This is a genomic window from uncultured Gordonia sp. (genome assembly GCF_937858515.1).
Taxonomy (GTDB): domain Bacteria; phylum Actinomycetota; class Actinomycetes; order Mycobacteriales; family Mycobacteriaceae; genus Gordonia.
Window position 1 is genome coordinate 1 of the sequence record NZ_CALLZT010000117.1, and the last position, 13,266, is coordinate 13,266.

14 protein-coding genes are annotated in these 13,266 nt (G+C 63.2%); all 14 read right to left on the reverse strand.

The window, feature by feature from the left end; all coding sequences use genetic code 11:
* Positions 1-44 precede the first annotated feature (44 nt).
* Positions 45-740 carry an MlaD family protein gene (locus Q0627_RS10670; RefSeq protein ID WP_291018147.1) on the reverse strand — a complete coding sequence of 232 codons (696 nt, stop codon included), beginning with the start codon at positions 738-740 and terminating at the stop codon, positions 45-47.
* A 2-nt stretch (positions 741-742) separates the two neighbouring features.
* Positions 743-1,867 (reverse strand): MlaD family protein, encoded by a 1,125-nt coding sequence (locus Q0627_RS10675; RefSeq protein WP_291018149.1) that lies wholly within the window; start codon positions 1,865-1,867, stop codon positions 743-745.
* Positions 1,867-2,850 (reverse strand): MlaD family protein, encoded by a 984-nt coding sequence (locus Q0627_RS10680; protein WP_291018151.1) that lies wholly within the window; start codon positions 2,848-2,850, stop codon positions 1,867-1,869. The genes Q0627_RS10675 and Q0627_RS10680 overlap by 1 nt, the downstream gene beginning before the upstream one ends.
* Entirely contained in the window at positions 2,847-3,884 is a 1,038-nt protein-coding gene (locus tag Q0627_RS10685) for an MlaD family protein (RefSeq protein ID WP_291018153.1), read from the reverse strand. Before Q0627_RS10685 ends, Q0627_RS10680 begins: the two co-directional genes overlap by 4 nt.
* Positions 3,881-4,936 carry an MlaD family protein gene (locus Q0627_RS10690; protein ID WP_291018155.1) on the reverse strand — a complete coding sequence of 352 codons (1,056 nt, stop codon included), beginning with the start codon at positions 4,934-4,936 and terminating at the stop codon, positions 3,881-3,883. The genes Q0627_RS10685 and Q0627_RS10690 overlap by 4 nt, the downstream gene beginning before the upstream one ends.
* Positions 4,937-4,939: 3 nt before the next feature.
* Positions 4,940-5,728, reverse strand: coding sequence for an ABC transporter permease (locus tag Q0627_RS10695; RefSeq protein WP_291018157.1), 789 nt, complete (start codon positions 5,726-5,728; stop codon positions 4,940-4,942).
* Between the two features lie 82 nt (positions 5,729-5,810).
* Positions 5,811-6,728, reverse strand: coding sequence for an ABC transporter permease (locus Q0627_RS10700; RefSeq protein WP_298809660.1), 918 nt, complete (start codon positions 6,726-6,728; stop codon positions 5,811-5,813).
* A 148-nt stretch (positions 6,729-6,876) separates the two neighbouring features.
* A complete protein-coding gene (locus Q0627_RS10705) occupies positions 6,877-8,559 on the reverse strand; it encodes an NAD(P)/FAD-dependent oxidoreductase (RefSeq protein ID WP_291018163.1) in 1,683 nt (560 codons plus the stop codon).
* A 31-nt stretch (positions 8,560-8,590) separates the two neighbouring features.
* Positions 8,591-9,382 (reverse strand): coniferyl-alcohol dehydrogenase, encoded by a 792-nt coding sequence (locus Q0627_RS10710; protein ID WP_291018166.1) that lies wholly within the window; start codon positions 9,380-9,382, stop codon positions 8,591-8,593.
* A gap of 14 nt (positions 9,383-9,396) precedes the next feature.
* Positions 9,397-10,935 (reverse strand): acyl-CoA synthetase, encoded by a 1,539-nt coding sequence (locus Q0627_RS10715; protein ID WP_291018169.1) that lies wholly within the window; start codon positions 10,933-10,935, stop codon positions 9,397-9,399.
* Between the two features lie 107 nt (positions 10,936-11,042).
* Positions 11,043-11,447: an SCP2 sterol-binding domain-containing protein gene (locus Q0627_RS10720; protein WP_291018172.1), complete on the reverse strand. Its 405-nt coding sequence runs from the start codon at positions 11,445-11,447 to the stop codon at positions 11,043-11,045.
* A gap of 273 nt (positions 11,448-11,720) precedes the next feature.
* Complete coding sequence (locus tag Q0627_RS10725; protein WP_291018175.1) at positions 11,721-12,014, reverse strand: cytochrome C oxidase subunit IV family protein; 294 nt, start codon at positions 12,012-12,014, stop codon at positions 11,721-11,723.
* A 5-nt stretch (positions 12,015-12,019) separates the two neighbouring features.
* A complete protein-coding gene (locus tag Q0627_RS10730) occupies positions 12,020-12,559 on the reverse strand; it encodes a cytochrome c oxidase subunit 3 (protein ID WP_291018177.1) in 540 nt (179 codons plus the stop codon).
* Between the two features lie 50 nt (positions 12,560-12,609).
* Positions 12,610-13,266 (reverse strand): hypothetical protein (locus Q0627_RS10735; RefSeq protein ID WP_298809670.1); only part of this gene is annotated, 657 nt, incomplete at its 5' end.

Sequence of the window (13,266 nt, forward strand, 5' to 3'; positions counted from 1 at the left end):
GCAAATTCGCAGTCAGATCCGATACGCCACCGCTACTCGCGGATCTAGGTCTGATCCCAGTAATGCATGCCGTCGGGATTGAACATCTTCTCGATCTTCGGCAACCGCGGAATGATCGTCCTGCTCGTCTTGTCCAGACCCTCGATCATGGTGTCGATCCGGGTCGTGTCCTTGGCCAGGCTCTTGAGGTCGACGGCGGCGATGTTGGCCACTCGCTGGGTCTGTTTGATCTCGGGCAGTGCGGCGTTGACGGACCGGATCACCTCCTGCATGTCCTGGATGCTGCCCGCGTTGACGAAGTTCGCGAGAACGACGAGCGTATCTTCCAGTGCCGGTGGCGAAATCGTTCCGGACAGCGGGATGGTGCCTCCTGTCAACGACGGACCGGTGCCCGATGCCCGGATCGACACGTACGGGTCGCCGAGCACTGTGCTCTGCCGGATCGAGGCCGTCGCATCGGCCGAGATCCGCACATCGTCGAGAGTGGCGGTCACGTCCACGTATCCGCGGCGCAGGACCACGTCCTTCACCGAACCGACCCGCAGACCGTTGAGTGTCACGTCCGCACCCTCGGGCATGTTCAGCGTGTTGGCGAACTGCAGCTTGAGCGTCTTTCCGCTCCCGGACGAGCGGACCGACGACGCCATCTCCGACGGATTGAGTGAACAACCACCGAAGCCGACGACCATGGCGGCTGCGACCAGCACGCCCCAGATCCGGCCGATTCTTCCCTGTCGCATCATCATCGCCGTCCTCCGGCCACCAGCAAATCGAGGATGCTCATGCGCACGAGCCTGCTCGAACCCCGTTCGGGGATGCATGAACCGGCGCGCACGGTGTTGAGTCCACGGCAGAACGCCTTGGGCGCCGGTGTCTGGATCCTGACCTGCGGCACCGTGATCCGGATGCCGGCACCCTTGTTCTTCTCCGAGACCACTGCTGCCTGCGTGGCCAGGACCGGCAGCGCCTCAAGCGCCTTGCTGATCTTGGCCGACTGCGTGGCTGCGACGTGAATGTGAGGTGGTGCGATGTCCATGAAACCGTACAGTTCCTTGCCATAGCGCGGCTCGAACTTGTAGATCATGAGCAATACCGGCTGCATGCCGTAGATCATGTGCACGGCACCCGGCCACAGGACGTCCGCGCCCACCTGGGTGGCCGGCGCCAGTTTGGAGATGATCGAGGCGACGTCCGACCACTGATCGAGCACATCGGTGGTCAACGGTGCGGTGTTGAGGATGATCGCACCGATATCGGAAACTGTCGCTTCGGGGTTCTTTGCCGCCGCGCCCGCGGTTTTCATCAGCTTCGCCAGCGACGGACCGGTGCCGTCGAGTGCCTGGGCGAGTGCGTTGATCGTGCCTTCCACCGCGCGGGTGTCGTTGTCGGGTGCGATCGCCTCGATCAGATCGGCGGCCGAGCCGGTGATCTCGGAGATGCTCCTGGGCGTATAGGAGTTCTGGACCGAGATACAGTCTCCGGGCTCGAGCCGGGGTCCGGTGGAGTCCCCGACCAATTCCAGGGATCTGTCGGCGAGGATCGACTTGGAGCGCGTCACGGCTTTGACGTCGGCGGGTACCGAGCGCTTGGAATCAATGCTGAACTGCACTCGCGTCCCGTCCGGGTACGGCTTGATCGAGGTGATCTTCCCGACCTGGTAGCCCATACGCGTCACCGCGTTTCCCTTGTACAGGCCGATTGTGTCGGGCAGCATCGCGCAGAATCCGGTCCGTTGCGAGGAATCGCCTCGCCCGGACACCGCGAACGCCGAGGCCACGACGGCGATCACGCCGACGAGAGCGGCCAGCGTGATCCAGGACCTCTTGGAGATCCAGGTTTTCCGGGCGGTCCCTGACTTCTCGGCCATCAGCAGGTCCTTCCCGGTACCGGCAGGCACATGGCCGTCGCGTCGATCACGAACTGATCCTTCGATTTGTGTTTTCCGTCGCCCACCAACCGCATGAGCTGATCACGCATCGGTTCGAGCCGGTCGATCACGGACTGAGTCGACGTTTCGAGTTTCTTGGCCAGTGCCCGCAGGCCGACTACCCCATTGTCGAATTCGTATTCGTGATTGAGGTAGAACTGCGCGAGCACACCGAGCCGCTCCAGGACACCGCCCAGTTGCCTGAATGCTTCAGAGAACCCGTAGCGGTACGTGTAGTACTGCGACAGAGCGATATTCACCTTCCGCACCAGTTCCATCACGAAGTCACGGCTCTTGTTGAAGGTGCCGGTGTATTGGCTCGCCATCGAGAGGATCGATTGGACCTGAGCCTTCTGCCGGTCCATGATCGTAGCCACGGTCTGCAAACCGTCCATGGCGTTGCGGAAGGCCGCCGTGTTCTTGCCGACGCCGTCGGCGACCTGCATCATCGACCGATCCACCGGCTCACCGGAGACGTTGTCGGTCACCCTCGGCAGTTCCTGAAGAATGTCGGCGACGGTGTACGGCACGGTCACCCGGTCCGGTGAGATCGTCCCGGAGTCCTCGGACGCCGGCCCCGACGGCTGCAGTGCGACGAAGTAGCCGCCGACTGCGGTCAGCAGTTGCACCTTGACCCGCGTACGGTTGCCCACCCGGACCGTGTCGTCCAGGTCGAGGGTCACCTTGACATCCTTGTCCCGCAACTCGACCGAACTGACCTTGCCCACCGAGATGCCGGCGACACGAACGTCTTCCCCACCGCTGACCGCGGCCGCGTCGCGGGTGGTGAACGTGACGCTCTGCCGTCCGGGCGGCGACAGGTAGAAGTAGGACACTCCCGCCACGACGATGGCGATCACCGCCATCACCAGCGCCCCGGCCAGCAGGTCGTTCTCGGCCAGACGTTCCCGGAACTTTCTCATGCCCGACATACGACCACCCCGCTGCCGCTCACCAGCACCTGACCGAGCTCTGGCAAAGGCAATTCTCCTTTGGAACATTTATTCGTCTTCGCCGGCGCGATCGCGGGCAACTGCATGCTGTCCACCACACTCGGAAACAGGTCCATCGCCTTCCACATGTTGTTGATATTCGGGAAGGCCTTGGCCAATTCCTGATCCAGGTTGGTCGTGGTCTGCAACCCGATCGCCGCCATGATCTGGTTGAGCACCGTCATCAGGGCCGGACCGTACTTGTCCGCCTTGCGGAACTCGTCGAGCACGGTCAGCACTGAATCGACCGGCACTTCGATCTCCTTGAGGAACTGCAGGATCTGCGGCGACATGCCGCCGAGGCTGTCGGAGATCCGCGACATGTTCCGGACGAGCGTCACGATGGTCTTCTCCCGGTTCGCGGTGTACCGGCTCAGCTCATCGATGCTCTTGAGCAGCGGCGCCAGACCACTTCCATCGCCTTGCAGGACCGTCAGCGCATTGTTGGAGAAATCATTGATCTCCTCAGGGCTCAGCGTCTGTAGAACGGGCTGAAGACCGTTGAACAATTCGGTGACATCGAAGGAAGACACGGTGTTCTCGGTGGACAGGTGCCGCACTGACGGCCCATTCCCGTCGGCGCCGGTGACATCGAGATACCTGACGCCCGAGAGGTTCGCGTACCGCACCGCCGCCTTCGATTCGGCGGTGAGCGAATGGTCGTCGTTCACGGTGAACCCGACTTTCGCCACCGCCGAATTGTCGCCCGATTGCTGCAATTCGACGCCGGTGACCTTGCCGACCTTGACTCCGCGGATACGAACGTCCGCGTTGGGCCGTAGGCCGGAGGCGTCGGCGAAGTCCGCGGTGTACTGCCTCGTCGAGCCGCTGTACGGCGCGGTGATTCCGTTTGCGATGACGAAGTACAGAATGAGTGCTGCCAGTGCCGCTGCGACAAGTTTCCACAGCGGCCGGATGACGCGGGAGGCTCCCGCCAGATGCCCGCGCATCAGTTGTCCGCTCATCTGGGTCCCGCTTTCAACGGCAGTCCGACAACAGGACCGTCGAACACCGGCAGCTTCTCGATCGCCAGATTGATCTTGAGATTGCGGCCCCCGTCACTGCGTGGTTCGAACGCCCCGTTGAGCCTGGTCACCAGGTCACGCACCGTCGTGGTGGTCACCGTTCCCTCCCCGATCGCCGGCAGCACCGTACCGACCTCCTTGATGATGTTCACCCAGGGCAACAGATTGGCCTGGTTCGATTTGAGCAGCCTGCCGACCATGGAAAAGAAGTTGTCCGAGATGGCCTGCAATGTATCGGTGAAATTGTTCTGCACCGTATCGCCCGAGAGCCGGATATCGCTGTCGTAGAACGCCGTCAGTCCCGACAGTGCACCGTCGGCAAACGGCGGCAGGGCGGTGACGATGTCGTTGTACCGGTCCAGCAGATAGGCCGGCATCTGCCGCTGCGTCCTGGCGACCACATCGGCGAACACCACGCCGGTGTGCATGAGCGGTTCGAATGCCTTGCTGTAGGCGAGCATTCGCTGAATCACCTTCACCGTGTCGTCCACCAGCACACCGTTGGCGACATCGGAGCCACGTTCGAGCATCGTCGCCATCGAGTAGTCCGCGGCGTCACGCCGCTCCACCCGGGTTCCGTCGGCGAGCAGTCCCGCTTCACGTGTTCCCGGATCGGTGATGGTGATACCGGTGATACCGAAGTAGTTCTTGGGCCGGAAGTCGAGACCGAAATCCTTGCCCATTCCATCGACCAGGTGCTTGCGCAATTCCATGGTGATTCGGGCGCTGCCGTCCTCGTTGACCTTGAGGTCACTGACCTTGCCGACGGCTGCACCGCGCAGCATCACGTCGGTGCCATGGCCGACGCCCGATCCCACCGCCGAGGTGTTGACGTACACCGTCATCAGGTCTTTGTCCCTCGGCGTGAGCGCGGGAATGACGACGGCGAACAACAGGCCCACGAGCACCGCCACCACCACACCGATCAACCCCGTCCGGCGCATCGTCGCACGCCGGGAGTGTTCGGACCCGACCAGAAATCCTGAGACCATCGATTACCCCTTGAAGACCAGATCCGGATGCAGACCCCACAGCAGGATCGTCATCACGAGATTCATGACGATGGTCATGACCAGACTTGCCCGGATCGCGCGGCCACAGGCCCGGCCCACCCCTTCGGGGCCGCCCGAGGCGAAGAATCCGTAGTAGCAATGAATGATCGTGATGACCGCACAGAATGTGACTGCCTTGACCAGCGAGTAGAAGACCTCGACCGGATCAAGGAACTGACTGAAGTAATGGTCGTAGGTGCCCGGCGGAGCGCCCTGCACATGTTTGACGAAGGTGCTGGCCGTCAGGAAGCCGATGGCCAGACTCAGCAGGTAGCCCGGAATGACGCACAGCATGCCGCCGACCAGACGGGTCCCGACGACGAACGGAATGGACCGGATACCAAGGGTTTCGGTGGCGTCGATCTCTTCGGCGATCCGCATCGAGCCGATCTCGGCGGTCATCCGGCAGCCGACCTGGGCGGCGAATCCGATGCCGGTCATGATCGGGCCCATCTCACGGATATTGAGGAAGGCCCCGATCACGCCGGTGAGCGGGCCGAAACCGATGAGATTGAGCGTGTTGTACGCCTCGATCGCCACGGCCACACCGATCGCGACACCGAGGATGACCAGGAGCGGGATGACGCCACCGTCGACGATGATCGAGCCGCGGCCCCAGGCCATGCTGTTCATCGTCTTGGTGGTCTGCTTGCGATAGTGCCGCACGGTGTACGGCAGATGCACGATCGTCTGGACGGTGAACAGAATCCAGCGGCCGATGCCCTCGCCCATGGCGAAGACACTGGTCGACAACCACCGGCTGACCCGGGTTACCGCGTGATCTGCCGTATGTGTACTCGGATGTGTCATGGGATCAGCCCACCGCACTCGGGAAGAACATCGATTGAATCTGGGTGGTCAAGAGATTGGTCACGAACACCGCGATGAATCCGAGGACCACGGATGCGTTCACCGCGTCGGCCACACCTCGCGGTCCGCCCTTGGCCTCCAGACCACGCAGGCTCGCGATGATGACGACCTCCATCCCGAACAGCGTGGTCTTGAGAATCGCGAAGTAGAAGTCGGTGGTCGTGGCGAAGGCGCCGAAGGATTGCCAGAAGCTGCCCGGGATGACGCCGTTGATGGAGACGGCCAGCGAAAATCCCGCTGCCACAGCGGAAGCCACGATGACCACGCAGAGGATGGGCGCGATGAGGATGATCGCGAGCAGTCGCGGCAGCACCAGGCGCTGCACAGGGTTGACGCCCATCACCCGCATCGCGTCTATCTCCTCACGGATGGACCGGGCGCCGAGATCGGCCGCGATCGCCGAGGCTGCCGCACCGCCCATCAGCAGGCCCGCCGCGATCGGCGCTCCCTGCGAGATGACGCCGATGCCGCTGGCCGCACCGGCCAGGGATTTGGCGCCGACCTGGTTCACCACGGCCCCCACCTGAATGGAGATCTCGGTGCCGACCGGCAGGGCGATGAGCACCGCCGGCAGCGCCGTGACCGTCAGCAGAAACCATGCCTGCTCAAGGGTTTCCACGACGGGGATGCGCATTCGCGCGATTCCGGTGATCGCGTACCAGATCACCTGCACCGCGAGTTGAGCGGCGCGGCCGATGGTCGCCAGCGAGTTGCGGGGCACGGTGGTCACCCACTTGGCGATGCCCGCCAGTGCACGGTCCACGGCCGGGCCGGTGCCGCCGAACAACGGTGCCGGCGCGTCCAGGGCGGCTTGGGCTGCCATCGCCTCCAGCCGTGCGTCGACGGGGTTGAGACCTTGCATTCCTCCCTCTCCGATTTCTTCCCGGAGCTACGGCCGAGGCGGCGCCCTGAGACATTTTATAATTGAGATTCAATTCAAAACTGATGATCCGCCGATGGGCGCGCTCACAGTCACGCAGGACCGTAGCACGCCCATCGCGGCGCATCGGCTACTTCGCGGAATTCGCCCTGTCGAAGCGGGCGCCGAGAATACTGTCGGTGGCCGCCGCGGCCTTCACCCGCTCGGTCAGGCTTCCGTTGTCCTGCTTGCGGAAGTCCTTGAGCATGACCCTTGCCGCGTTCTGGCCGGGCATTCCGGAGATTCCGGCCACCGGATGGGTACCCGCGCCGGTGAGGTAGAGACCCGGAACCGGAGTGTGGTAACCCGCGAACTTCTCGGCCGGCTTGAGCGGACCGAAACGCGAGATGACCGGATCGACATGGTAGACGCTGCCGTCGATCGCCCAGAAGCGTTCCTCGATGTCGGGCAGCGCGAGGTCGCGGCGGGCCACTTCCAGGGATTCGATTCCCTGGTAGTAGTGCGAGGCGTCCTTGATCACCCGCTCGGTGATCTGCTTCTTGGCCTCGTCCCAGCCCACTCGCGGATCCGAGGGAGTGATACCCGCCCAGAACCAGAAGATGTCACAGCCGTCGGGGGCAAATCCCTTGTCGAAAGCCGTGGTCGCGTGGCCGAGCCCCGGAATATGTTCGGGCACTTCGCCTCTGATACTGGCCTTGGCCGCGTCCAGGCTCTCCTGATAGGTGTTGAAGCTATTGCAGCCCAACCGCAGATCAATGCCGTCGCCGCGCCACTTCTCATGCTTTTCCATCGTGATCTTGCCACTGAGCGCGATGTTGAGCTTGTAGTCGGCGATGCCGCGGCGGCGCGTCGGAATCTTGTCCGCCTTGTTCTGCAGAACCCGGGGCAGAGTCCCCTCGGGAAGCAACCGGGTCAGTGTGGTCTTCGGGCTGCACGCCGTCAGCACCGCGCGGCGGGCATACAACTCCTCACCACCCTGCAACTGCACACCGCTCACCCGGCCGTTGGTGAGCACCAGCGACTCCACTGGCGCCGAAGTCCGGATCCGGCCCTGATGGGAGATGATGCTCTTGGCCAGCGCCGCCGGGAACGCCCCGGTGCCGCCGTGGAACATCGACACGCCATATTTGCTGAGCACGCCGAGGTAGATCAGCGACCAGCCCGACAGGTCGGCGTCAAACGGCATGAACGGCAGCGCGATCGTCAAGGGTGCACGGATGGCGTCGCTTTCGAAGCTGTCCTCGATGGCCTCGGCCTGTGACGAGGCCATCCACCGGCCGATCGCGGCGAGTTCCTTGCGGTTCTTGGCCATACCCTTGGCCGCCTTGAGGACCGCCTTGATGTCCGGGGAGACCGGACTGGTCTGCATCAGCGGCAGCCCGATCTCCACCGCGGCGTCGATCACCCGGTACAGGTCGAGCAGCGCCTCGGCGTCGGACGGCGAGAAGTACCGCAGCTCGTCGGCGGTCCGTTTGGGGTCACGCCACAGCGCCAGCGACGTGCCGTCGTAATTCAGCTGGACGTGCGCGGGATCGATGACCGTCTGACGCAGACCGAATTTCGACGACAGCCCGAGGTCCTTGTCGATGGTCGTGGTCCGGAACAGCGAGGCCTGCATCGATGCCTCGTTGATGGTGTATCCGGGAGCCTCCGGCTCGAACGGATTGGTCGAGGTCATTCCGCCGATGGTCGGCGAGGCCTCGACCACGAGGACGTCGAGTCCGGCCTGGGCGAGATAGGCGGCCGAGACCAGGCCGTTGTGCCCGGCCCCGACCACGATGACGTCCGCGGTGTTCTGCACTGCTGCGGTCATGAAAGTGTGTTCCGTTCTTGAGGTGTGTCGATCAGATCTCGGGCGCCGGGACCACGCCGGTGACCACGGCTCCGGTGATGCCGCCGTCGACGACCAGGGCATGACCGTTGATCCATCGGGCCGCGTCGGAGACCAGAAAGAGCAAGGCGTCGGCGACGTCGTCCGGGGTGGCGTGCCGCCCCAGCAGGTCCTTCACACCGTCGAGGGTGTCTTTACCCATCGACTCCTCGAAATCGACCAGGATCGGCGTCTCGACCGGCCCGGGCAGCACGGCGTTGATCCGGAATCCCATCTGCGACAACGCCAGCCCCATCGACTGGACGTAGACGGTGGTGACCTCTTTGGAGAAGTTGTAGGTGTTACCCTCCTGCGGATTCTCCTTGAACCATGCGAGCCCCTCCTCGAACGTGTCGGTGGCCAGCAGGTCCCTGATCGCCTCCAGGCGGTTCGGCCAGCCGAATCCCGCGGTGGAGCTGACGACCGTGATCGATCCCCCGGGATTGAGCAGTTCGAAGAACGCCTCGGCGAGATGACGCACCGCCAGGGAGTTGACCGCGAAGACGAGCTCGGACGGTGCGGTCCCGGGAATGCCGGCGACATTCAGGAGCCCGTCGAAACTGCCGTCGAGTTGTTCGAGTGCGGCGTCGATGCTCGTCGGGTTCGCCAGATCGACCTCGATGTGCTTGGTGGATTCGAACGGCGGCACGTTGCGGTCGAGCGTGTAGACCTGCGCGCCATCAGCGAGCAGGCGCTGGGCCACGGCCGCGCCGATCCCGGATGCGGCCCCGGTGACGACGTAGCGCTTGTCGGTGAATTCAGACATGTTTCCTGTTCCAGTCAGTTGGCGGCGGCCAGATACTTCTTCTCGATCTCGCGTTTGACGAGCTTTCCGGTCGCCGACCGGGGCAGTTCGTCAACGAAGTCGACCGATCTGGGTGCTTTGAAATGCGCGATCTTGGACCGCACGTAGTCGATGATCTCCTCGGCGAGCGACTCCGAGGGCTCATGCCCGTCACGCAGCTGCACCACCGCCTTGACCTGCTGTCCGTACTCCGGGTCGGGAACACCGATCACCGCGACGTCGTAGATCTTCGGATGCAGGGTGAGTGCGTTCTCGACCTCCTGCGGGTAGATGTTGACCCCGCCGGAGATGATCATGAAGGCCTTGCGGTCGGTGAGGAACACGTAGCCGTCCTCATCGACATAGCCGAGATCGCCGACCGTGGTCCAGTTCTCGTGATCGGGATGTTCGGCGGCCTTCGTCTTGTCGGGATCCTTGTGGTAGGAGAAGATCCGCTTGTCGCGTTCGAAGAAGACCTGCCCCACCTCGCCGACCGGGAGAACCGTTCCCTCGTCGTCGCAGATGTGGACCGGACCGAGCACCGACTTGCCCACCGAGCCACGCTTGCCGAGCCATTCCGGGGTGGAGATGATGGTGATCCCGTGCTGTTCGGTCGCGCTGTAGTACTCGAAAAGGATCGGGCCCAGCCAGTCGATCATCGCCTGTTTGACGTCGGGCGGGCATGGCGCGGCGGCGTGCACAGCAAGACGCAGCGACGACACGTCGTAGCGGGCACGCACTTCCTCCGGAAGCTGCAGCAGCCGCACGAACATCGTCGGGACGAACTGGGCGATGGTGACCTTGTACTTCTCGACCGCCACGAGCAGTTCCTCGGCGTCGAACTTCTCCATCACCACCACCGTGCCGCCGAGTGCGTGAATGGCTCCGCTCCATTTCAGGGGCGCCGCGTGGTACATCGGAGCGGGTGACAGGTAGACGTCGGATTCGCCGGCCTTGAACACATGCTGAATCAGGCCGGTGATCGGATCGCCCGGCTGATCGACCTGGATCGGCAGCAGCGCCGGCTTGATGCCCTTGGGCCGTCCGGTGGTGCCGGAGGAGTACAGCATGTCCGATCCACGCGGCTTGTCGTCGAGTCGCGTTGTGGCGGAGAGCAACTCGTCGTAGGAACCGTAGCCGTCGACAGCTCCCCCGAATGCGACGTAAGCCGGCGCGGAATCGGCCAGTTCGGCGGCAACCTCCCCGGCGAGATCGGCCAGCTTGGCGGAGGCGAACAGCACCTTGGCATCACTGTCGGCGACGATATAGGCCACTTCAGCCGGCTGCAGACGCCAGTTGACCGCGGTGATGTACAGGCCCGAACGGATTGCGGCCCAGTAGATCTCCAGGACCTCGGCGGAATTGTCGCTCAGGACCGCGATCACATCGCCCTTGCGCAGACCCCGATCATGGAGTGCCCCGGCGAGTGCCGCTGAACGATCCTCCAGTTCTCCGTAGGTGGTGACTTGGCCACTGCCCGCCATGATGATCGCGGGGCGATCCGGATTCGCGGCGGCGTGTACTCCTGGAAACATCTCGTTCGTTCTCCTCGGGTCGGTGGTGAGTGCGGTCGATCGATCGTCGGTGTGGGGTGAGGTCGAAGCCCGATCGGGCCACTACCTCGGGTGCGGTCGGTCCGGGTTCAGACCACGAGGTCGTCGCGGCCGTCGGCTTTGAGGTTGTTGATGTAGACCGGGAACAGCTTCTTGCCGAGCGGGGCCAGCTTCAGCAGGCTCGCCACGTTGCCCTCAACGGCGATCTTCTTCTTGGCCATCGCCAGCGGGAGATTCACCTTGCCCTGCCAATAGGCGTTACCGGTGTCGGCGGGCATCTTCATCGTCGCCATCGGTTCGGGGTTCCCCTCGAAGGCGTCATAGACCTTCTTGTTCACCGCGTCGACGACCACGATCGCTCCCGGATCGGTGAAGTCGAACGCGAAGACCAGGCCGCTGGCGACCAGTTTGGGTCCGATCTCGGCGTCCTCGAACGCCGTCTCGAAGATGCCGCCGATGTACTTGACCACCTCGGTCGAGTCCCTGAATCCCATGTGTCCATCCTCCGATTAGAATATAACTTCGATTCAAAATAGAATCGAAGGGCCGCCGGCCGTGATGAGCCCCTTGCGGTCTGTACTCGCCGACAAGCGTAAGTCAACTTATGGCCAGAACCCCTGGCAGTCCCGCCACCAGGTGTGATGCGGCTCTCAGCATAGGGCACGCCAGCGCCGATGTCTAGCAATTTTCAAATCTATGTTCGGTAAGTTGGTACTCGCCGTCCGCCCGCATACCGACATCCCCGGCCCGGATTCCACATCCGATGGTCAGTGCCAGAGCAGGACGGCCAGCACCACCGGAAGTGCGACCGCCCAGCCTTCGAACACGAGGCGGCCGGCGAGCGGTGCGTCGCGCAGTTCCATGAAGTCGGTCATCACCAGCCGGATCTTCCACGCGGCGACCGCCAGCATCGCGATCATCGCCCACCGGTAGTCGATCGAGTCCATGGTGAGGATCCATGTCGTCAGCACGGTCGCCGCGAGCAGCAAGCCCCAGGTCACGACTATGGGCCGGTTCCGGAACAGGCTCTGCACGCTTGTGTTCTGTGCGGTCTGGGTCATTGTCGTCACCTGATCAGATAGATGAGCGGGAAGATGAGCAGCCACAGGAAATCGACCAGATGCCAATAGCAGGCCGCCGTCTCGAAACCCGCGGTACCCGGCGGGAGTGACCCGCGCAGACGAAACCCTAAGATGCCGAGCAAGATACATCCGGCGATGACGTGAAGCAGGTGAATACCCGTGATCGTCAGGTAGTAGACATAGAACGTGCCCGCGGCGGGCGTGTGATCGTCCTGGAATCCGGTGACGTATTCGGCTCCCTTGAGCGCTACGAAGGCCAGACCACCGAGCACTCCGAACGCCGTCCATGTGGCCGCGACGTCGGTACGACCCTCGCGCAGGCGTGTGAGTGCATACGCCACACACACCGAACTCGTCAGCAACACGAGGGTGTTGATGCCACCGCGATCGACATCCAAAGTGGCGCGCGCGGCGTCGAATCCGGCGACATCGTCGCGGCGGGCGACGGCGAACGCCAGGAACATGAGCGTGAAGATCGCCATGTCGCCACCGATGAATACCCAGAACCCATCGATTCCGGGCATCCGTCGGGGGGCCTTATGGCGCGCCGGGGAAGGCAGGGTATCGACGGCCGTCATCGGGCCGCCAGATCACGGAGGTCTTCGGATTCAAGACGCTTGAGCGCGTGCCAGCACAGGAATGTCGCCAATGCCGTGAAAACGAAGAACTCCACGAACACCACCCAGAAGCTGACGATCCCGTTCCAGGCGACCGGACCGGTCCGGAAGAACGGCATCAGGCTCAGCGGAACGTAACAGGCGGCGGTGAGAAAGGTACACCAGGCGAACCACTTCGGCAGCAGCGGCTGCGTCCGGCGATCGCACAGGATCGCAATTCCGATGGCGACGCATTGCAGTACCGAACACACATAGGTGACGTCGAAGAACATCCAGCCGAAATGGTAGAAGAGCTGCACGATCTCAGGTGAGTACTGTTCGACGCGGATGGCGGCAGTGAGCCAGATGGTGGCGGGCACCAAGGTCACCACACCGGTCAGGACGCCACCGATCAGCTGGATATTCGCCAGCCCGCCCACCGGGCTTTCCATCCGGCCGATGACGCGGGATATCGCCACACTCCACGGCACGTAGAACGGGGCGGCGAACGCCATCATGACCATACCGATGGTCAAGCCGGTCTTGTGTTCGACGAAGTAGGCGTGGATCTCGTTCGCAGTCAGACCTAGATCCGCGAGTAGTGGTGGGAGTTCCGGCGTTTGAGAAGACAAAAG

Bases quoted from the DNA above. Each gene is read 5' to 3' on its own strand.
- Q0627_RS10670 (WP_291018147.1), bottom strand. From the start codon at position 740: ATGCGACAGGGAAGAATCGGCCGGATCTGGGGCGTGCTGGTCGCAGCC.
- Q0627_RS10675 (WP_291018149.1), bottom strand. From the start codon at position 1,867: ATGGCCGAGAAGTCAGGGACCGCCCGGAAAACCTGGATCTCCAAGAGG.
- Q0627_RS10680 (WP_291018151.1), bottom strand. From the start codon at position 2,850: ATGAGAAAGTTCCGGGAACGTCTGGCCGAGAACGACCTGCTGGCCGGG.
- Q0627_RS10685 (WP_291018153.1), bottom strand. From the start codon at position 3,884: ATGAGCGGACAACTGATGCGCGGGCATCTGGCGGGAGCCTCCCGCGTC.
- Q0627_RS10690 (WP_291018155.1), bottom strand. From the start codon at position 4,936: ATGGTCTCAGGATTTCTGGTCGGGTCCGAACACTCCCGGCGTGCGACG.
- Q0627_RS10695 (WP_291018157.1), bottom strand. From the start codon at position 5,728: ATGGGCGAGGGCATCGGCCGCTGGATTCTGTTCACCGTCCAGACGATC.
- Q0627_RS10700 (WP_298809660.1), bottom strand. From the start codon at position 6,728: ATGCAAGGTCTCAACCCCGTCGACGCACGGCTGGAGGCGATGGCAGCC.
- Q0627_RS10705 (WP_291018163.1), bottom strand. From the start codon at position 8,559: ATGACCGCAGCAGTGCAGAACACCGCGGACGTCATCGTGGTCGGGGCC.
- Q0627_RS10710 (WP_291018166.1), bottom strand. From the start codon at position 9,382: ATGTCTGAATTCACCGACAAGCGCTACGTCGTCACCGGGGCCGCATCC.
- Q0627_RS10715 (WP_291018169.1), bottom strand. From the start codon at position 10,935: ATGTTTCCAGGAGTACACGCCGCCGCGAATCCGGATCGCCCCGCGATC.
- Q0627_RS10720 (WP_291018172.1), bottom strand. From the start codon at position 11,447: ATGGGATTCAGGGACTCGACCGAGGTGGTCAAGTACATCGGCGGCATC.
- Q0627_RS10725 (WP_291018175.1), bottom strand. From the start codon at position 12,014: ATGACCCAGACCGCACAGAACACAAGCGTGCAGAGCCTGTTCCGGAAC.
- Q0627_RS10730 (WP_291018177.1), bottom strand. From the start codon at position 12,559: ATGCCCGGAATCGATGGGTTCTGGGTATTCATCGGTGGCGACATGGCG.